Annotated in this window: 15 protein-coding genes; 11 read left to right on the top strand and 4 right to left on the bottom strand. The window is 70.3% G+C overall.

Translation table 11 applies throughout. The annotated features are described in order from the left end of the window. The first annotated feature begins 15 nt into the window (after nucleotides 1–15). Complete coding sequence (locus KNO15_RS08470) at nucleotides 16–1059, top strand: lactonase family protein (RefSeq protein WP_241703086.1); 1044 nt, start codon at nucleotides 16–18, stop codon at nucleotides 1057–1059. A 69-nt stretch (nucleotides 1060–1128) separates the two neighbouring features. Here the strand turns inward: KNO15_RS08470 and KNO15_RS08465 are convergent, their stop codons facing one another. After that, the gene (locus tag KNO15_RS08465; protein WP_241703085.1) at nucleotides 1129–2388 is read right to left on the bottom strand and encodes an MFS transporter; all 1260 of its coding nucleotides are present in this window, start codon (nucleotides 2386–2388) and stop codon (nucleotides 1129–1131) included. A gap of 67 nt (nucleotides 2389–2455) precedes the next feature. Here KNO15_RS08465 and KNO15_RS08460 point away from each other — a divergent pair, with 67 nt between their 5' ends. Then, nucleotides 2456–3526 carry a LacI family DNA-binding transcriptional regulator gene (locus KNO15_RS08460; RefSeq protein WP_241703084.1) on the top strand — a complete coding sequence of 357 codons (1071 nt, stop codon included), beginning with the start codon at nucleotides 2456–2458 and terminating at the stop codon, nucleotides 3524–3526. Nucleotides 3527–3628: 102 nt separating this feature from the next. After that, nucleotides 3629–4837, top strand: a complete 1209-nt coding sequence (locus KNO15_RS08455) for an amidohydrolase (protein WP_241703083.1) — start codon at nucleotides 3629–3631, stop codon at nucleotides 4835–4837. Between the two features lie 511 nt (nucleotides 4838–5348). Here KNO15_RS08455 and KNO15_RS08450 read toward each other — a convergent pair. Next, a complete protein-coding gene (locus tag KNO15_RS08450; protein ID WP_241703082.1) occupies nucleotides 5349–6683 on the bottom strand; it encodes an MATE family efflux transporter in 1335 nt (444 codons plus the stop codon). Between the two features lie 75 nt (nucleotides 6684–6758). Here KNO15_RS08450 and KNO15_RS08445 point away from each other — a divergent pair, with 75 nt between their 5' ends. The 8 genes from KNO15_RS08445 (at nucleotide 6759) to KNO15_RS08410 (ending at nucleotide 15182) form a co-directional block, all read left to right on the top strand. Beyond that, entirely contained in the window at nucleotides 6759–7385 is a 627-nt protein-coding gene (locus KNO15_RS08445) for a hypothetical protein (protein ID WP_241703081.1), read from the top strand. After that, a complete protein-coding gene (locus KNO15_RS08440) occupies nucleotides 7382–8158 on the top strand; it encodes an HNH endonuclease family protein (protein ID WP_241703080.1) in 777 nt (258 codons plus the stop codon). Before KNO15_RS08445 ends, KNO15_RS08440 begins: the two co-directional genes overlap by 4 nt. Nucleotides 8159–8250: 92 nt before the next feature. Next, entirely contained in the window at nucleotides 8251–9195 is a 945-nt protein-coding gene (locus KNO15_RS08435) for an ABC transporter ATP-binding protein (RefSeq protein ID WP_241703079.1), read from the top strand. Beyond that, entirely contained in the window at nucleotides 9192–10892 is a 1701-nt protein-coding gene (locus KNO15_RS08430) for an ABC transporter permease (RefSeq protein ID WP_241703078.1), read from the top strand. Before KNO15_RS08435 ends, KNO15_RS08430 begins: the two co-directional genes overlap by 4 nt. Before the next feature lie 11 nt (nucleotides 10893–10903). Then, on the top strand, nucleotides 10904–11380 hold the full coding sequence (locus KNO15_RS08425; protein ID WP_241703076.1) for a GbsR/MarR family transcriptional regulator: 477 nt from the start codon (nucleotides 10904–10906) through the stop codon (nucleotides 11378–11380). Between the two features lie 317 nt (nucleotides 11381–11697). Next, entirely contained in the window at nucleotides 11698–12099 is a 402-nt protein-coding gene (locus KNO15_RS08420; protein ID WP_241703074.1) for a hypothetical protein, read from the top strand. A 32-nt stretch (nucleotides 12100–12131) separates the two neighbouring features. Next, nucleotides 12132–14108 carry a M13 family metallopeptidase gene (locus KNO15_RS08415; RefSeq protein ID WP_241703073.1) on the top strand — a complete coding sequence of 659 codons (1977 nt, stop codon included), beginning with the start codon at nucleotides 12132–12134 and terminating at the stop codon, nucleotides 14106–14108. Nucleotides 14109–14267: 159 nt separating this feature from the next. Further along, nucleotides 14268–15182, top strand: coding sequence for a serine hydrolase (locus KNO15_RS08410; protein WP_241703071.1), 915 nt, complete (start codon nucleotides 14268–14270; stop codon nucleotides 15180–15182). 27 nt (nucleotides 15183–15209) lie between these two features. Here KNO15_RS08410 and KNO15_RS08405 read toward each other — a convergent pair whose 3' ends face one another. Together KNO15_RS08405 and KNO15_RS08400 are read right to left on the bottom strand one after the other, a co-directional pair. Then, on the bottom strand, nucleotides 15210–17768 hold the full coding sequence (locus KNO15_RS08405) for a bifunctional lysylphosphatidylglycerol flippase/synthetase MprF (RefSeq protein WP_241703069.1): 2559 nt from the start codon (nucleotides 17766–17768) through the stop codon (nucleotides 15210–15212). Nucleotides 17769–17822: 54 nt separating this feature from the next. Then, the gene (locus tag KNO15_RS08400; RefSeq protein WP_241703067.1) at nucleotides 17823–19211 is read right to left on the bottom strand and encodes a glycine--tRNA ligase; all 1389 of its coding nucleotides are present in this window, start codon (nucleotides 19209–19211) and stop codon (nucleotides 17823–17825) included. Nucleotides 19212–19241: the final 30 nt, after the last annotated feature.

The following is a 19241-nucleotide window of genomic DNA, read 5'->3' as shown; positions in this document are numbered from 1 at the left end:
TGGCAGGATGAGGGGATGGCTCACGACCTCCTCATCGGCACGTACACCCAGAGGCTCCCGCACGTCGACGGCCACGCGGAGGGCCTCCTCTCCGCCCGCTTCGACGGCACGGCCGTCGTCGACGTGGCGGTCGCCGCCGCGGTGCCCAACCCGTCGTGGGTGGTCGTCGCCGACGACGGCACACGTGCCTACGCGGTCGAGGAGACCGGCCCGGACGGCGGTGTCTCGGCGTTCGCCCGGAGCGCGGACGGGACGCTGCGGCCATTGGGCCGCGTGTCGAGCGGCGGAGACTCTCCCGCGCACCTGATGGTGCACCCCTCCGGACGGTGGCTGGCCACCGGCACCTACGTCGGAGGCACGGTCTCGGTCTTCGCTCTGGCCGACGACGGCTCGATCGGCGAGCGGACGGCGTTCGTCCAGCATGAGGGACACGGGAGCCATCCCCGCCAGGAGTCGCCGCACGTGCACCAGCTGGTCCTCGACCCGGTGACGGGAGAGCTGGTCGTGGTGGATCTCGGCCTGGGCGAGGTGCGCTGGTACGCCGTGACGGACTCCGGTGACCTGACACTGCGCCCGGAGGCGACGGTGGCGGTCGGCGCAGCGGGTCCCCGGCACCTGGCATTCCACCCCGACGGGCGGCACCTCTTCCTTCTCAACGAACTCGACAGCACGCTCGCCCTGTTGCGGCGCGACGGCGACCGCTTCGCGCTCGTCGCCTCGGTCGGCACGCGCGGTCCGGAGTCCGCCCCCGGCAATCAGACGGCGGCCGTCCGGGTCTCGCCCGACGGGCGGACCGTCCTGGTCACCAATCGCGGCGACGACACGATCGGGGTCTTCGCGTTCGACGCGGCGACCTCCGCGCTCGAGTTCCTTCAGGTCGTGGCGGTGGGAGGCCGGGCGCCGCGCGACCTCGTGTTCGCGCCCTCCGGCGACCGCGTGCTCGCCGCCTGCCAGGACAGCGACGAGGTCGTCGTGTTCGCGTTCGACGCGGACAGCCGCGCGCTGACGCGCCTCGGCGCCTCTTCCGTCCCCACCCCCGTCTGCCTCGCGTTCGCGTAGCCTGCGCCGCGAGACGGCGGATCCTCCGCCCACTCGATGGGTTTCGGCGTCGTTTGCGCCGTCTCGGCGCTACTCGGTGGCGGGGGCTGAGGCGCGGGCGCGGCGCTCGGCGAGCGGGCGGACGGCGGGCGCGGCCAGGAAGGACGCGACCAGCAGCACGAGGATGAGGTAGAGGGCGTTCAGGAGGCCGAACTCCTTGCCCAGGAAGCCGATCAGCGGAGGCCCGACGAGGAACGCGCAGTATCCGATGATGGCGACGGCGGAAACCCGTGCCGCGGGGTTGTCGTGGCCGTCCGAGGCCGCGGACATCCCGAGCGGGAAACCGAGCGAGACGCCGAAGCCCCAGAGCACCGTGCCCACCACGACCACCCAGAGCGGGCCTCCGAGGATGAACAGGAGGAGCCCGGCGACGCCCATGGCCGCGGTGACGCGGATGGCGGTCACGCGCCCGATGCGGTCGACGACCGGTCCGCCGAGCACACGACCCAGGGTCATCGCCGCGACGAAGAAGCCGAAGACGACGGCGCCGGTGGAGTTCTGCTGGCCGTGGCCGTCGACGGTGGCCAGGGCGATCCAGTCGTTCGCCGATCCCTCGCCGAACGCCATGCCCAGCATGACGACGCCGATCAGGATGAGTCGCCAATCCGCCCACACCGCGAGCGAGGCGCGCAGGCGCTGCCCGAACGGCAGGCGCGGCTGCGCCTCCGTCTCGTCGCCGAGTTCCGCCTCCCGCGGGATGAACCGGATGGCGAACAGCGCGACGGCGACCATCAGCACCGCGATGATCGCGAGGTGCCACGCCACCGCGATGTGAAGGGCTGCGGCGGCGGCGCCGATGCCTGCCCCGAGAACCGTGCCGAAGCTGAAGAAGGCGTGCATGAGCGGCATCAGCGTCTTGCCGATCTCGCGCTCGACGGCGGTGCCCTCGACGTTCATCATCACGTCGACCATCCCGTTGCCGAAGCCGAGCAGGATGAGGCCGATCGCGACCAGCGGGACAGCGTGGAAGACGCTGGAGCCGAAACCGATCAGCAGGGTGCCGACCGCGACGATCGTGAGGCCGCCGACCATTCCCTTGTGGGGTCCGAAGCGCACCATGACCAGCGATGAGACCGACAGGCCGATGATCGCGCCGACGGACATCCCGAGGATGAGGAGCCCGACCGAGGACGGGTCGCGGCCGAGGCCGAGGTCGTCGCGCACCCCCGGGATGCGCGCGACCCAGGTCGCCATGGCGAGCCCGCTGAGGATGAAGATGACGAAGACGGCGTTGCGCCAGGCACGCAGCTCGCGGCGCGAGCGGGTCGTGGTCGGGGTCGGCTGTGACATCGGCTTTTCCTGGTGAATTCGGCACTCGAATCGTTTCGATCGAAACGATTCGACTAAGCTACCACACGTGAACGACAGCAGCACACCCCTTCTGGGCGCTCGGCCGACGCTGGCCGCGGTCGCCCGACTGGCCGGTGTCTCCAACTCCACCGCCTCTCTCGCCTTCTCCGGCACGGGGCCCGTTTCCGACGCCACGCGCGAGCGGGTGCTGGAGGCCGCCAAGCAGCTCAACTACGCAGGCCCGGACCCGCGTGCCCGCTCGCTGCGCCGCGGCCGCTCCGGCATCGTCGGGGTGGTGATGGAGGAGCGGGTCGGCGACGCGTTCCGCGACCCGATCAAGATCGCACTCCTCGATGGGATCTCCGACGAGATCGCGGCCATCGACGCGGGGCTGCTCATCCTGACCGATGCGGGCGAGACCGCGCAGCGGATCGAGGACGCGCCCATGGACGCCGTGGTGCTCGTCGGCTGCAGCCCGCGGCTCGACGAGTCGGTCGCGATGCTGCGCCAGCGCGGCATCCCGCTGGTCGCGATCGAGGGCGGCCCGTCCGAGGACGTGCCGTCGATCGGGCAGGACAACAGGGAGGCGACCCGCTTCGCCGCCCAGCACCTCAGCGAGCTGGGCCACCGCGACGTCGCGATCGTCGCCCTCCCGCTCACCCGCGACCGCGCCCGCGGGCCGCTGACGGCCGAGAACGTGAGCAGCGGCAGCTCCTCCACGGGCAACGAGCGTCTCGCCGGGGCGCGGGACGTCTTCCCGACGGCGGGCGGGTGGATGACCAGGGGCTCGTTCGTCGAGGAGGGCAGGATCGCCGGCATGGCCCTCCTGTCCGACCCGAGTCACCGCCCGACCGCGGTCATCGCGCAGAGCGACCTGCTCGCCGCCGGCGTGATCCGCGCGGCCGAGGAACTCGGGCTGGAGGTCCCCGGCGACGTCAGTGTCGTCGGATTCGACGGCGTCCGCGTCGACGGGCTGTGGCCGTACGATCTCACCACCTTGGTCCAGCCCGCGGTCGAGAAGGGCCGCGCCGCGGGTCACGCCATCGTCGAGATGCTGGAGGGCCGGCCGCCCCACCCCGCTTCGTTCACGAGCGAGTTCCACCGCGGCAACACGACCGCGGCCCCCCGCCCGGCCTAGCCTCCGGCGTCCGTTCCCTGACTTTTCGTGCATCCCCCTGCTGATCTCCTCCGTTGGCGGCATGAACGAGGCCGTGCGGTCGGGCACCCGTAGGGTGGACCCATGGACCTCGAAGCCCTCTATCGCGACCTGCACGCCCACCCCGAACTCTCGTTCCAGGAGCACCGCACAGCCGGCATCGTCGCGGAACAGCTCACCGCGCTCGGCCTCGAGGTGCACACCGGGATCGCACGCACGGGCGTCGCCGGCGTGCTGCGAAACGGCGACGGCGCGACCGTCCTGCTGCGTGCCGACATGGACGGCCTCCCTGTCCTCGAGCAGACCGGGCTGCCGTGGGCCTCCACTGCGACGGCGCCCGGCGACGACGGCCACCCGGTGCCGGTCATGCACGCGTGCGGCCACGACATCCACATCACCTGCCTGCTGGGCGCGGTCGAGCGGCTGGCCGCGACGACCGACGACTGGTCGGGCACCCTGGTCGCCGTCTTCCAGCCCGCCGAGGAGCACGGCGGCGGCGCCGAGGTGATGGTGCAGGACGGCCTGTACACGAAGGTGCCCGTGCCCGACGTCGTGCTCGGGCAGCACGTGACGCCGTTCCCCGCCGGCATGGTGGGGGCGCACCCGGGAGCGGCGATGGCCGCCGTGGACGCCTTCGAGGTCACGCTGCACGGGCGCGGCGGCCACGGATCGCGACCGGAGACGACCATCGACCCGGTGGTCATGGCTGCGGCTGCGGTGATGCGCCTGCAGACCGTCGTCTCCCGCGAGATCGCCCCGCAGGACACCGCAGTCGTGACCGTCGGCACCATGCACGCCGGAACGAAGAACAACATCATCGCCCCGTCGGCGACGCTCGGGATCAGCGTGCGCAGCTTCGACGAGACGGTCCGCACCCACGTGCTGGAGGGCGTCGACCGCATCATCCGCGCCGAAGTTCAGGCCAGCGGCTCGCCGCACGAGCCGACCGTCGAGTGGGGCGAGCGCTACCCCGTCACCGTCAACGATCTGGACGCCACCGCCCGCGTCAACACCGCCTTCGCTGCAGAGTTCGGCGCAGAGGCCGTGCTCGAGCCCGGCGCGCTCTCGGGCAGCGAGGACGTCGGGAACCTCGCGACGGCCGCGGGCGTTCCGCTGGTCTACTGGCTGCTCGGCGGCGGCGACCCGGAGGTCGTTCGTGCGGCGATGGCGGCGGGAACCGTCGACACCGACATCCCCTCGAACCACTCGCCATTCTTCGCCCCGATGGCGCAGCCGACGATCGACGTCGGAGTGCGCGCCCTCGTCACCGCGGCCCGGGAGTGGCTCGCCTGAATCGACATTTGCGCCGAATGTGGCGCTAGGCGCCGCCAAACGCCACATTCGCCGCAAACGCGGCGGGGCGGTGGTGCGCGCGTCGAGGGGTGCCGCCGGTATCGAAGCGCTCGTCGTCGCTCCCGGGTGCGGCGGGATTCGTCACGAATGTCGTGATTCGTGGCACGAAAGCGCGGATTCGTCACGAATGTCGTGATTCGTGGCACGAAAGCGCGGATTCGTCACGAATGTGCGCGTGAGGACGTCGGTGAGATTCGGCACGGTCGTTGTGACACGCGCGGCGGTGGCGAGATTCGTGACGAATGTCGAGTTTCGTGGGGCGAAGGTGCGGATTCGTCACGAATGTCGTGATTAGGCGCACGAAGGTGCGGATTCGTCACGAATGTCGCGATTCGTGGCACGAAAGCGCGGATTCGTCACGAATGTTCGTGCGGCGGCTCACTGGGATTCGTCACGAATGTGGTCATGCTCGACGCGGCGGGCTTCGCCACGCTTCCGCGGCGGCCCCGCGTCAGCGCTCGGCGCCCGGGCGCATCCACGCGTGGCCTCGCGCGCGCAGGCCGAGGGTGAGCGCCCGCGCGCCGAGGTATCCGAACGCGAAGGCCGCGGTCAGCGCGGCGAGGCCTCCGCCGTCGGGCGAGCCCCACGCGACGACGGCCACGGCGAGGGGCGCGAAGACCGCGACGTTGAGCACTCCGGTGAGTGCCAGGTAGCGCGCGTCGCCCGCCCCAATGAGCACGCCGTCGAGCACGAAGACGTACCCGCCGAGCGGTGCACTGACTCCGATGATCGCCAGAGCGACCGGCAGCAGCGCCGCGACCGACGGGTCGCTCGTGAACAGGCCGGCGGCGACCGGGCTGAGCACGAGTGTCGCGACGCCGAGCACGACTCCGGATCCGATCCCCCACTGCACGCAGCGCCGGAGGACCTCGCGCACATCGTCGAGCCGTCCGGCGCCGAGCCCCTTGCCGACGAGGGCTTGCGCTGCGATCGCGAGGGCGTCGAGCGCGAACGCCAGCGTGGCGAAGACGGTCATCGTCACCTGGAAGGCCGCCAGCTCATCCGGCCCCAGCCTGGTCGCAGCGAACACCGCCAGCAGCATCGCGGCCCGCAGGCTCGCCGTGCGCAGGAACAGCCAGCCGCCCGCGCGGGCCGTGCGGCCGATGCCGCTGTGGTGGGGGAGGAGCGGCGCGCGGACGCGGCGGGCGTGGCGCACGACGATCACCGCGTAGACGACGACCATCGCCCATTGCGCGACGACGGTCCCGAGCGCGGACCCGGCGATTCCGAGCCCCGCCAGGTAGATGAAGACGAAGTTCAGGATGACGTTCGCCCCGAACCCTCCGACAGCGACCGCGAGTGGCGTCCGCGTGTCCTGCAGGCCCCGGAGCAGGCCGGTCGTCGCGAACACCAGCAGCATGGCGGGCAGGCCGAGCATCGAGAGCGTCAAATAGGTCGTGGCCTCCGCGGCGACCTCGGGGGAGGCGCCGAACAGCCCGACGAGGAACGGCGAGGCGAACCAGCCGGCCGCCGCCAGCACGATTCCCAGCCCGAGCGCCAGCCAGGTGCCGTCCACGCCGGCGGCGACGGCACCGCGCTCGTCGCCCGCGCCGAGCCGTCGCGCGACCGCCGGCGTGGTCGAGTAGGCGAGGAACACCATCAGGCCGACGATCGTCTGCAGCACCGCGCTCGCGATGCCGAGCCCGGCGAGCGGTGCGACACCGAGGTGGCCGACCATCGCCGAGTCGGCCAGGAGGAAGAGCGGTTCGGCGACGAGCGCGCCGAGGGCGGGCACGGCGAGGCGGAGGATCTCCCGGTCGAGCGGGCGGCGGAGGAGGAGGTTCACGGCTCGACCACGCTACCGCGGACCGCCGACGTGTCGTTCGGGCCGGGTGTCGGAGGCTCTTCCTACAGTGGAGGCATGAGCCATCTGATGCCGGAACTCCTGTCGACCTGGTCATGGCGTCTCGATCGCGTCCGCAACGGGCGCACGGTGCTCACGAAGGGGCAGGCGGCCTCGGCGCGCACCGATCTGGCGTACGATCGGTCGGCTCATCCGTCCGAGTACGCGGGCTACGAAGAGGAGTACGCGTCGGCGGTCGACGCCCTCGAGGTGCTGGCGCAGCAGGCCAACCGCAGCGACGACCTCCTCGCCGTCCTCCGTGCCGAGCGGCGTGCGAGCGACCAGCCGGCGCGCGACCGCTACGCCACGGCTCCCGACAGCGCGGGTGTGACCCGCACGTCGCTGGCCGCCGAGCACGACCGGGTCCCCGCGGGGCTGCCGGAGGCGCTCGACGAGTGGGTGCACCGGCTCATCCGCTATCGCGGCGGAGCGAAGGTCATCGCACCGGTCGAGGCCGCGCGGGCCGAGATCCGGCTGCGCAACGAGGCAGACCTCCACCCCGGCGCCTATCGCAATTCGACGGCCGCGCCGTACTACGGGCGCGTGATGCGCGAGCTCGGTGAGATCTCGACATCCCAACGGCCTGGCGTCCACGTCTCACGACGTGGGCTGCACCGCGGGCTCGCGGACGACTCGTTCCTGTGACGCGGACCGGCACAGCGCGCTCCGGCAGCCGGCGTCGCGCCGCTCCCTGGCCGATCGCTGCCGTCGTCCTCCTCATCGCCCTGGCGGGTGCGGGAGGCTACGCCGCGCTGAACGGTGGAGCGGCGGACGGCAGCGGGCCGTACGGGGTCGCGACCGCGCCTCCTGCGTCGCCGCCCGCTGCGTCGCCGCCCGCCGGTGCACGTTCGGCCGTCGGACTGCTCGATGCCTCGGCGGCGCGCGCCGCGCTCGCGGCCCTCCCGGTGAAGGGCAGGGCGCCCGCGACCGGCTACGACCGGGTCGCGAAGTTCGGCGAAGCGTGGCTCGACGTCGACCGCAACGGCTGCGACACCCGGGACGACATTCTGGCGCGCGATCTCGCCGACGTCACGCGACGGTCGGACTGCCGTGTGCTCACCGGCACGCTCGCCGATCCGTACACGGGCACGACCATCGCCTTCACCCGGGGTCAGCAGACCTCCGCTCGCGTGCAGATCGACCACGTGGTCGCCCTCCTCGACGCCTGGGAGACCGGGGCGCAGTCCCTGAGTCAGGAGACGCGGATCCAGCTCGCCAACGATCCGCTCGAACTCCTCGCCGTGGACGGGCCGACCAACCAGGCGAAGGGCGCCGGCGACGCGGCGACCTGGCTGCCGCCTGCCGTCGGCTTCCGGTGCGAGTACGCCGCCCGTCAGGTCAGCGTGAAGGCCAAGTACGGGCTCTGGGTGAAGCCGGCGGAGAAGTCGGCGTTGCAGCGCATCCTCGCCGGCTGCTGAGGCTCTCGGACGCCGCGATGCCGTCTCGACACGCCGTAAGGATTCCGTTAAAGGTTTTCACAAATTACTGAAACAAGCGTAGAGTCCCGCGCATGAGCACAGTGATTGAGGCCTCGGGCCTCGAGAAGCGATTCGGCCGGGTGCGGGCCCTCAACGGACTCGACCTCGCCGTGACCGAAGGTGAGGTGCACGGATTCCTCGGGCCGAACGGCGCGGGCAAATCCACCACCATCCGCATCCTGCTGGGACTGGCCCGCTCCAACGGAGGCAGTGCCCGTGTCTTCGGCAGCGATCCGTGGCGCGACGCCGTCGCTCTCCACCGCCGCATCGCGTACGTCCCCGGTGACGTCAGCCTCTGGCCGAATCTCTCCGGCGGCGAGGCGATCGACCTCCTCGCGCGTCTGCGCGGAGGCACCGCAGACAAGGCCGCGTACGCAGAGCGCAAGAAGCGGCTCGTCGACGTCTTCCAGCTCGACCCGACCAAGAAGGGTCGCGCCTACTCGAAGGGCAATCGGCAGAAGGTGGCGCTCGTCGCCGCGTTCGCGACGCCGGCCGACCTCTACATCCTCGACGAGCCGACCAGCGGTCTCGATCCGCTGATGGAGGCCACCTTCAACGCCGAGATCGCGCGCATCGCCCGCGAGGGGGCGACCGTGTTGCTGTCCAGCCACATCCTGTCGGAGGTGGAGCAGCTCTGCGACCGGGTGAGCATCATCCGCGAGGGCAAGACCGTGGAATCCGGCACACTCGAGCAGCTGCGCCACCTGACCCGCACCGAGATCTCGTTCGCGGCCGACGGCGTGACGCAGGAGCAGCTCGCCCGCATCCCGGACGCGCACGACCTGCGCACCGACAACGGCCGTGTGAAGTTCACCGCGGACAGCGACGCCCTCCCGCCCGTGCTCGCCGCGCTCGCCGAGCTCAACGCGAAGAGCCTGACGGTCGCGCCCCCGTCGCTGGAGGAGCTGTTCCTCCGCCACTACGGAGACGAGCTGGCCGCGGTCGAACAGACTGAGGAGGGGGCGAAGGCGCGATGAGCACCACCACCGCCGACCGGGCGACCGCCCGTTCGGGAGGCCACTCCGCAGCGCCCGAGCGCGGCCGGGGTGCCATCCTGCGCGTCCTGCTGCGGCAGCGACTGCGTCGCGACCGCTGGCAGCTGGTCATCTGGATCCTGTGCATCGCATTCCTGGCATTGTTCTCGGCCGCGAGCATCGACCAGACCTACGGGTCGGCCTCCGGTCGCGCCGAGCTGATCAAGCTGGCCATCGCCAACCCGACGGTGCTCGTGCTGCGCGGCCTCCCGCAGGGGACCGGCCTCGCCGCCGTCACGTTCTTCGAGATCTACACCTTCCTGGCCCTGCTCGCCGGGCTGATGAACACCTTCCTCGCCGTGCGGCACTCGCGCGCCGAGGAGGAGTCCGGTCGCGCCGAGCTCGTCGGCTCCACGCCGGCGGCGCGCCTGATGCCGACGATCGCCACGGTCGTCCACGGCGTCCTCGCGAACATCGTGCTGGCGCTCGCCACCGCGCTGGGCTTCATCGCCTCCGGGCTCCCCGCATACGGATCGCTGGTGGCGGGCGCCGCAGTCGGGGGAGCCGGGATCGCGTTCCTCGCCGTCGGCCTCCTGCTCGCCCAGGTCATGAGCACCTCGCGCGGAGCGAACGGCTACGCCGCGGCCGTCGTGGTGATCGCCTGGGCGCTGCGCGGAATCGGCGACGCCATCGGAACCGTCACGAGTTCCGGCACCGTGATGGTGTCGGGCTGGCCGACCTGGCTCAGCCCGATCGGCTGGGGCGAACAGTTCTCGCCCTACGTCCAGAACATCTGGTGGCCGCTGCTCCTGCAGCTCGGCTTCGCGGCCGTGCTCATCGCCGCCGTGTTCGGCCTCCAGGCGGTCCGCGACTCCGGAGCGGGCATCGTGCCGGAGCGAGCGGGCCGGCGGGATGCGCTGCCCCTGCTGAACGGACCGCTCGGCCTGGCGTGGCGGCTCCAGTGGCCGACCATCATCGGCTGGGCCGTCGGCGGCCTCCTGACCGGGGTGCTCGCCGGGGCGCTCGGCAGCGTCGTCAGCTCGTCGATCGCGTCCGACCCCAACCTCTCGAACATCCGCGACGCCGTCGCCCATCTGGGTGCGGGAGGCACGGGTTCGATGACCGCGCTGTTCCTCTCGGCGATCATGTCGATCGTCGGCGTCCTGGCGGCGGCGTGCGCTGTGCAGGCGGTCATCCGGCTGAGGCAGGAGGAGGTGAGCGGGTCCGCCGAGGTGATGATGGCGACGCCCGTCTCCCGGGTGCGCTGGCTGCTCGAGTTCGTCCTCGTCGGCCTGATCGCGATCGTGCTGGTGCTGGTGGCGGCCGCGCTCGCCGCCGGTCTGTCGGCCGTGGCGGCGGGGGAGAAGGCCTCGACGTTCAACGACGCGTTCGCCGCCGCAGCCGCGCAGTTCCCCGTCGCGCTGGTGTACCTGGGCGTGCTGACGCTGGTCTTCGTGCTGCTGCCGAGCTGGACCGTCCCGGTCGGCTGGGCGGCGCTCGGGGCCGGCGCTTTCATCGGTATCTTCGGGGCTCTCATCAAGCTGCCGGACTGGCTGCGGCACTTCTCGCCGTTCGCGGACGCGCCCGTCGTCGTCGGAAAGGTGGATTGGACCGGGGGATACTGGATGTTCGGCATCGCGCTGGTCGCGCTCGCCGCGTCCGCGGCGCTCATCCGTCGCCGAGACTTCGCGATCGGCTAGGGGAGAGCGGTATGGCCAGAGACGAGCAGGCTCTTGCCGAGATGATGGAGCACTCGGCGGCGGTGCTCACCGCCGCCGGGTTCCCGAAGATGCCCGCCCGGGTGCTGATGGCTCTCACCGTGACCGAGTCCGCGGGACTCACGGCGTCGCAGCTGGCCGAGCGCCTCGATGTGAGCGCCGCAGCGATCTCGGGAGCCGTGCGGTATCTCCAGACGCTCGGCATCGTCCGTCGGCTGTCGCAGAACGGCAGCCGACGGGATCTCTACCAGATGCCTGCCGACTGGTACGCGCTGATGGTGCGCAACAGCCCGATCTACGGTGTGCTGGCCGACCAGGCCGAGACCGGTCTGGCGGCGATCGACGACCCGGCCGATCCCGCGACCGAGCGGCTGCGCGACATGGCGGGCTTCTACCGGTTCATGCAGGACCGCCTCCCGGAGATGCTCAACGAGTGGGAGCAGATCCGTGCGCAGCGCTCCGAGGGCTGAGGCCGGGAGAGGGTGTCCCGGGCGACACGCCCGATCTCGGTCGAATTTGCAAAACTCCAAATATCACCAATAGAGTTTTATCTGCGTCTGATCTCAGACGTAGCGCTGTCTCGGGGGAGAGGCAGCTGCGCCGGTTGTCGGGCGGAGGCCCGGCGACCGGATCCGGGCGTGGTGCGGAACCCAGGGGGCCGAGGCGCTCGGGCCTGTCTGTCGGTTCGGTGCCGGGGTGGCACTGCATCCGTTCGGCTTCCGGCGCGCCGTTCTGAACGCGCTTCCAAAATCTGAAATGCTAGCTCTCGAACTCACCAGGGGGCAGCATGCGTTTCACCAGTCCGGCTCAGAAGGCGCTCGTCGTCGTCGTGCTGCTCGGTATCAACCTGGTGCTGGCGCTGGTTTTCGATGCACTGCACTCGGAGGTCGCCTCCATCGTGCTGACCGTCCTGCAGCTCATCGGCTGGTACCTCGCGTCGCGGCTGTTCCGCGGTCCGGGAGAGCCGCTGCGCGCGGCGCGGCCGTGGTGGCGGATGACGAATCGGCCGCTCCTCTCCGGTGTGCTCGGCGCGGGGTACGCCCTCCTCGCCGTGGTCAACATCGGGTTCTCCTTCGCCGGCTACGGGAGTCTCTCCGGCACCGTCTCGATCCTCGCGGAGCTCATCCTCGCCGCGCTCTTCCTCCTCTCGTTCGCCCGGCTGCGCGCGGCCGGCCCGGCGCGCGCCTGACAGTCGGGGCACCCGCCACGTAGGCTGGCCCCATGACGCTCACCTCCGGAATCGCGACCGACGAACTCGACCCCACGATCCGCCCGCAGGACGACCTGTTCCGGCACGTCAACGGCACGTGGATCTCGCGCACCGAAATCCCGTCCGACAAGGCGCGCTGGGGATCCTTCATGGAGCTCGCCGAGCAGTCGGAGGCCGCAGTGCGCGAGATCGTGGAGGCCGCCCAGAGCGCCCCCGAGGGCACGGAGGAGCGCAAGTTCGGCGACCTCTACACCAGCTTCCTCGACGAGGAGCGCGTGGACGCCCTCGGCGCGAAGCCCATCGAGGCACAGCTGGCGATCGCGAGCGACGTCGACAGCATCGCGGAGTTCCTGAAGACCCTCGGCCGGCTGGAGCGGCACGGCGTGGGCGGTTTCTACCAGCTCTTCGTCGACAACGACCCGGGAGACCCGGAACGCTACCTCGTCTTCGCCGAGCAGGCCGGTATCTCGCTGCCCGACGAGTCGTACTTCCGCGAGGAGCGCTTCGCGCCGATCCGCGAGGCGTTCTCCGCCCACATCCAGCGGATGTTCGAGCTCGCCGGCTTCGAAGACGCCCCCGAGCGCGCACAGCGGGTCTACGACCTCGAGGTCGAGATCGCGGCGCAGCACTGGGACAATGTGCGCTCACGCGACTCCGAGAAGACCTACAACCTCTACGCATGGGCCGACGCGGCAGCGCTGTTCGCGGGTGGTGGCGACAGCGGGGGCGCGGCGAGCCTCGACAGCTGGGCCGAGGGGCTGGGGGCGCCGCAGGGTGCACTGGCCGAGGTGGTCCTGCGTCAGCCGTCGTTCACCTCCGGCATCGCGGGGCTGCTCACCGATGACCGCCTGGAGTCGTGGAAGGACTGGCTGGCCTGGCAGATCATCCACGGCTCGGCCCCCTATCTCTCGGGTGACTTCGTCGACGCGAACTTCGACTTCTACGGTCGGACGCTCACCGGCACGCCCGAGATGCGGGCCAGGTGGAAGCGCGGCATCTCCCTGGTGGAGGGCGCGATGGGGGAGGCCGTCGGCCGCACCTACGTCGAGAAGCACTTCCCGCCCACGGCGAAGCAGGCGATGGACGCACTCGTCGCCAACCTGATCGAGGCGTACCGGCAGAGCATCCAGAAGCTCGAGTGGATGGGCGAGGACACCCGTGACAGGGCCCTCGACAAGCTCGCCAAGTTCACGCCCAAGATCGGCTATCCGGTGAAGTGGCGCGACTACTCGTCGCTGGTCATCGATCCCACCGACCTGATCGGCAACGTGCGCGCGGGCGCCCTTTTCGAGTTCGACCGCGAACTCGGCAAGATCGGCAAGCCGATCGACCGCGACGAGTGGTTCATGACGCCGCAGACGATCAACGCGTACTACAACCCGGGCTTCAACGAGATCGTCTTCCCCGCCGCCATCCTGCAGTACCCGTTCTTCGACGAGACCCGCGACGACGCCGCCAACTACGGCGCCATCGGCGCGGTGATCGGCCACGAGATCGGTCACGGCTTCGACGACCAGGGGTCGAAGTTCGACGGCGACGGCAAGCTGGAGGACTGGTGGACCGCCGCCGACCGCGAAGCGTTCGAGAAGCGAACCGGTAGCCTCATCGCCCAGTACGACGCGCTCGCGCCGGCCCAAGTGCCCGACCACCACGTCAACGGCGCGCTCACCATCGGCGAGAACATCGGCGACCTCGGTGGCCTCGGCATCGCCTGGAAGGCGTACCTGCTGTCACTCGGGGGCGGGCAGCCTCCGGTCGTCGACGGGCTCACGGGCGCCGAGCGGTTCTTCCTCTCCTGGGCGCAGGCCTGGCAGCAGAAGTCGCGCGACGAGGAGGTCATCCGGCTGCTCGCGATCGACCCGCACTCGCCCAACGAGTTCCGGTGCAACCAGATCGTCCGCAATATCGACGCCTTCTACGACACCTTCGGGGTGACCGACGCCGATGCCCTGTGGCTCGCTCCGGAGGACCGCGTCACGATCTGGTGAGGTGGTCGCGGCCCCTCCCGCGAAAGGTCTCTCGGTGACCCCCCGATCGGGGTAACATCATCCCTATCGTGTCGGGGCGCCCTCCCCGTCGCGACGCGGGCCGGGGGGACCGCTGAACAAGCCGAAGCCCCGACTCGGAAGAAAGACCCAGCCCGACCCGTGACGATCCAGACCCCGGAGACCGACCACCGACGCCGCCATGTGACCACGCGTCGAGGTCGCCACCGCGGGTCGGCGGCCGCCACTCCCGAGGTGTTCACCCGCGGGTTCGACGCGCTCGGCCGACTTGCCGTGCAGGGCGTGCAGGTGTCGGCCCGGGCGACCGACCTCTCCACCGGCGAGGTGCTGTTCTCGGTGGACGACCACGTGGTGATGCCGACGGCGAGCATCGGCAAGGTGCTCCTCCTCGTGGAGGTCTCCGCCCGGTTGCAGTCGGGCCAGCTGAGCCCGCTGGTTCAGCTCGATCGCGCGCCGCAGGACGTCGCGGGCGACTCGGGGATCTGGCAGCACCTCCAGGTGCCGGCGCTTCCCGTGTCCGACCTGGCGGCGCTGGTCGGGGCGACGAGCGACAACCTGGCGACCAACGTGCTCCTGCGCCGGGTGGGTCTGGAGGCCGTGAGCGCCCGCACGGAGTCCCTCGGCCTGACCCGCACCGCCCTCCTCGACCTGGTCCGTGATCACCGCGGGCCCGACGACGCCCCACAGCTGTCGGTCGGCAGCGCGAACGAGCTGACCTGGCTGTTCTCCGCGCTGGCCCGTGGGGAGATCGTCGACGCGCAGACCAGCCGTCAGGTGATCTCGTGGCTGTCGCTCAACAGCGACTTCTCGCTCGTCTCGAGCGCGTTCGGACTCGACCCGCACTCGCACCGCCATCCCGAGCACGGCATCCTGCTGGTCAACAAGACCGGCACCGACGAAGGCGTCCGCAGCGAGGTCGGAGTGCTGCGCGGCCCACGCGCCGGCGTCACGTACGCGGTCTCGACCTACTTCGACGACACCGCCCTCCCGGCGCGCCTCGGCGTCATCGACGGGATGCGCACGGTGGGGCTGGATCTGCTGGAGTACGTGTTCTGACGGGCTCGGGCGTCGAAGACCCCACCCTCACCGCATCAGCGTCTTCGCCAGCGCCACATACTCCTTCGCGTTCGCGTCGGGCAGGTAGGCTCGGCCGATCGCGTTGCCGATCGAGGGCAGTGCGACCGCGTCGGGGTAGGCCAGCCACAGGGTCTCGTACGTCGGGTTGAACTTGCTCTTGAAGCTGAACAGCGAAGCGAAGCCGTACGCCGGCTCCAGGGTCTTGGCGAGGAACGCGAGCAGGCGGTCGATCACCGCAGGCTCTCCCTCCGCGCTGTCGTCGTCGGTGCTCCCCGGTTTGGTCGCGAGCGGGGCGCCCGAGAGGCTGAGCACCTCCACGCCCTCCCCGCGCATCCGCTGGGCCGCGGAGGCGATCACGAACTCCATGATGCCCGGGATGCTGCGGTCGGCCCTCCGCATGAAATCGATCGTGTACCCGACGATGCGCTCGTCGCGCCAGCTCGGCAGCCAGCTGGTGACCGCCTGGAGGTCGCCCTGAGGGTCGTAGGCCAGGTAGAGCCGAACCTCCGGATCCTTCAGCTCGGCCATCCCGCCCAGGGTGAAACCCATCTCAGGCAGTTCCTTCTCGGACACCCACTGCTCGCTGAGCGACACGATCTGGCTCTGCTGCAGGGGAGCGAGTTCGTCCCAGGTGGTCCAGAGCGTCGAGATGCGCTCCTTCACACCGCGGTTGTGCGCTTGCCGCACCTTCTGCCACGGCTTGCCCTGCATGTCGAAGGTCTGCGGGTGCATGAGCGTCTCCTCGCCGACGGAGACGCTCTGCCAGCCGAGCGACTCGAACACCGGCAGGAACGAGCTGTGGATGCTGTAGAACGCGGGAGTCCAGCTGTTCGCGTCGCAGAATCCGATGAAGTCGATGATGGTCTGCTCGGCGCGGTCCGGCGGGCAGACCGGGTCGGACAGCGTGATGGCGACGCCGTTGATGACGCGGTACGCGACCGCCGCCTCGCCGTCTTCCGAGAACCAGTAGACGTTGCCCGGCCAGGTGCCCATGAAGCCGAGCGTGCCGCCTCCGCCTACGCGCAGCAGCTCCCGGAAGCGCAGTTCGTCCCCGAGGGTGCGTCCCGTGGAGGTCGCGCGGTACAGCCGCATCGTGCCGATGACGAAGATCGTCCAGAACGCCGGGCCGACCCACTGGTAGAGGAACAGCACGATCGGTGCCGTCGGCACGATCACCGGACCGAGCACCGACTCGAAACCGGACGGCACGAAGCGGCGCAGCGTTGACATGAACACGTCCCCGATGCCGGCCTCCGGCACGAATGAACCCAGGGTGGCGAGTCCTGCGATCAGGTACGCGACCGCGAGCAGCGCGAACGAGACGACGATCAGGATCGTGAAACGCACGACCGCGTCCCGCGGCGCCCGGATCTGGAACTGGCGGCGGGTCGCCAGCAGCAGCACGATCGTCGCCAGCGGCACCAGGAACGCGGCAAGCAGCCAGAGCAGAACCTCGATCGCCGGTGCGAGCGCGTCCAAGCCGTCGACCTGCACGGTGACCTCGCCGCCGGGGAGGGCGGTGAACGGGAGGACGATCATCGCCGCGTTGACCACGATCCCGAGCAGCCAGGCGAAGTGGCGTCCGCGCCGGAGGCCGATCGCCGTCACGATGAGAAGCACCAGCGGTAGCAGGGTGAGCAGCAACGGGCCGACGCCCTGCACCGCGACAGCGGCGAGCTCGTCGCGGCAGTTGGAGGTGTCGACGGCTCGGCAGGCCGCCAGCACCGAGACCGCGTCGACCTGTCGATGCAGGAACAGCGCGGCGACGAACGAGAGCGGGCCGAGACCGCCCGGCGGCAGCAGTGCGGCGAGCGGACCCACAGCCGTGATGGCCACGATCGCGGCGACGAGGTTGCGTGTCTCCGCGTGCGAGCTGCGGCGCATCCTGTGCAGCCGGCCGCGCCGGAGGATCACGCCCAACGCGAGCCCGAGCAGCGCCGCGATGAGGCGGTAGACGTTGTTCTGGTCGCCGTTGTAGAGCACGAACATCACGACGACGGCGAACGTCAGCAGCCGGATGCGCCGCCGCCACAGGGTGCTGGCGAAGGCACTCGCCGCGATCAGCGCGCCGACGATCCCGATGGTGGGGTCGAGAGTGAAGTCGAACTCCGTCGCCCGGGCTAGGATCTCGCCCACGCTCGCGGCCGCCCACTGACCGACGACGCCCAGCGTGATGCCGACCACACCGGTGACGAGGAAGGCGACGACGAGCCTCACCGTGCCGAGCAACCGCTCCGCCACGGCCAGGAGTGTGAGGGCCAGCACGAACGAGATCACGAACTGGATCGGGTCCTCCGGCACGAAGAGCGCCGTCAGCGGTGTCCACCAGTAGCCCGCATGGATCGTCGTCGGCACGCCGGCCGCCCAGACCAGCGATCCGCCTCCGACGGTGGCGGCACTCCAGAGCGTTCCGGTCGCGAGGGAGGTCGCCAGCACGATCAGCGCGAGCGCGACGCTCGCGGGCGCGACCTGCACGTAGGCGCGCAGCAGCGCCCACGCCGGCGGACGCTCCGGTGATGGAGCGGCCGGCGGGGCCGGTGCGGTGTTCGGGGGAGCCGTGCTCATCGTGTCTCCGTCGCGGTGGGCACCACCCTAGCGGTCGATGCCCGTGTGCGGAGGTCAGATCTCGCGGAGACGCTCCGCGAGGTAGCGGTCGAGACCCTCGAGCGGGATGCGCTCCTGCTTCATGGTGTCGCGGTCGCGAACGGTCACGGCGTCGTCCTCGAGCGAGTCGAAGTCGACGGTCACGGCGAGCGGCGTACCGATCTCGTCCTGACGGCGGTAACGGCGGCCGATCGCGCCCGAGTCGTCGAAGTCGACGTTGCGGCGCTTGCGCAGCTTGTCGGCCAGGCCGCGTGCGAGCGGCGACAGGGCCTCGTTGCGGGAGAGCGGGAGAACGGCGACCTTGACCGGAGCGAGGCGCGGGTCGAGGTGCAGCACCGTGCGCTTGTCGGTGCCGCCCTTGGCGTTCGGTACCTCTTCCTCGTCGTACGCGTCGACCAGGAACGCCATCAGAGCGCGGGTGAGACCGAACGACGGCTCGATCACGTAGGGCACGTAACGCTCGTTCTTGTTCTGGTCGAAGAAGCTGAGGTCTTTGCCGGAGTGCTCGATGTGGGTCTTCAGGTCGAAGTCGGTGCGGTTGGCGACGCCCATCAGCTCGCCCCACTCGCTGCCCACGAAGTCGAACTTGTACTCGATGTCGATGGTGCGCTTGGAGTAGTGCGCGAGCTTGTCCTTCTCGTGCTCCAGGCGACGGATGTTCTGCGGGTCGATGCCGAGGTCGACGAACCAGTCCCAGCACAGGTCGATCCAGGTCTGGAACCACTCCTCGTCGGTGCCCGGCTCGACGAAGAACTCGATCTCCATCTGCTCGAACTCGCGGGTGCGGAAGATGAAGTTGCCCGGCGTGATCTCGTTGCGGAACGCCTTGCCGATCTGGCCGATGCCGAACGGCGGCTTCTTGCGCGCGGTCTGCAGCACCGCGGCGAAGTCGGTGAAGATGCCCTGCGCCGTCTCCGGGCGCATGTAGTGGAGGCCGGACTCGTCGTCCACGACGCCCAGGTAGGTCTTCATCAGCCCGGAGAACTGGCGGATCGGCGTCCACTGGCCCACCTTGTCCGGGTGGTCGGGGTCGGCGATGTCGTCCAGCCCGTTCGCCGGCGGGTGGCCGTGCTCGGCCTCGTACGCCTCGAACAGGTGGTCGGCGCGGTAGCGCTTGTGCGTGATCAGCGACTCGGTCAGGGGGTCGCTGAAGACCTGCACGTGACCGGAGGCCTCCCACACCGCGGTGGGGAGGATGATGGCCGAGTCGAGCCCGACCATGTCGCCACGACCGCGCACGAACGCGTTCCACCACTCGCGCTTGATGTTCTCCTTGAGCTCCACGCCGAGGGGACCGTAGTCCCACGCCGAGCGGGTACCGCCGTAGATCTCGCCGGAGGGGAACACGAATCCGCGGTGCTGCGCCAGCGTGATGACGGAATCCAGTCTCGACGGTGCGGCCATGGGTGCTCCCTGTTCGGTGCCGGGTGGTGT

This window comes from Leifsonia shinshuensis, from assembly GCF_022606355.1.
In the GTDB taxonomy this organism is placed as follows: domain Bacteria; phylum Actinomycetota; class Actinomycetes; order Actinomycetales; family Microbacteriaceae; genus Leifsonia; species Leifsonia shinshuensis_B.
This window is presented reverse-complemented; position numbering and strand designations above follow the sequence as displayed.

What these genes read in the sequence shown, in the direction of transcription:
- KNO15_RS08470 (WP_241703086.1), top strand. Translation starts at nt 16, where the DNA reads ATGGCTCACGACCTCCTCATCGGCACGTACACCCAGAGGCTCCCGCAC.
- KNO15_RS08465 (WP_241703085.1), bottom strand. Translation starts at nt 2,388, where the DNA reads ATGTCACAGCCGACCCCGACCACGACCCGCTCGCGCCGCGAGCTGCGT.
- KNO15_RS08455 (WP_241703083.1), top strand. Translation starts at nt 3,629, where the DNA reads ATGGACCTCGAAGCCCTCTATCGCGACCTGCACGCCCACCCCGAACTC.
- KNO15_RS08445 (WP_241703081.1), top strand. Translation starts at nt 6,759, where the DNA reads ATGAGCCATCTGATGCCGGAACTCCTGTCGACCTGGTCATGGCGTCTC.
- KNO15_RS08435 (WP_241703079.1), top strand. Translation starts at nt 8,251, where the DNA reads ATGAGCACAGTGATTGAGGCCTCGGGCCTCGAGAAGCGATTCGGCCGG.
- KNO15_RS08430 (WP_241703078.1), top strand. Translation starts at nt 9,192, where the DNA reads ATGAGCACCACCACCGCCGACCGGGCGACCGCCCGTTCGGGAGGCCAC.
- KNO15_RS08425 (WP_241703076.1), top strand. Translation starts at nt 10,904, where the DNA reads ATGGCCAGAGACGAGCAGGCTCTTGCCGAGATGATGGAGCACTCGGCG.
- KNO15_RS08420 (WP_241703074.1), top strand. Translation starts at nt 11,698, where the DNA reads ATGCGTTTCACCAGTCCGGCTCAGAAGGCGCTCGTCGTCGTCGTGCTG.
- KNO15_RS08415 (WP_241703073.1), top strand. Translation starts at nt 12,132, where the DNA reads ATGACGCTCACCTCCGGAATCGCGACCGACGAACTCGACCCCACGATC.
- KNO15_RS08405 (WP_241703069.1), bottom strand. Translation starts at nt 17,768, where the DNA reads ATGAGCACGGCTCCCCCGAACACCGCACCGGCCCCGCCGGCCGCTCCA.
- KNO15_RS08400 (WP_241703067.1), bottom strand. Translation starts at nt 19,211, where the DNA reads ATGGCCGCACCGTCGAGACTGGATTCCGTCATCACGCTGGCGCAGCAC.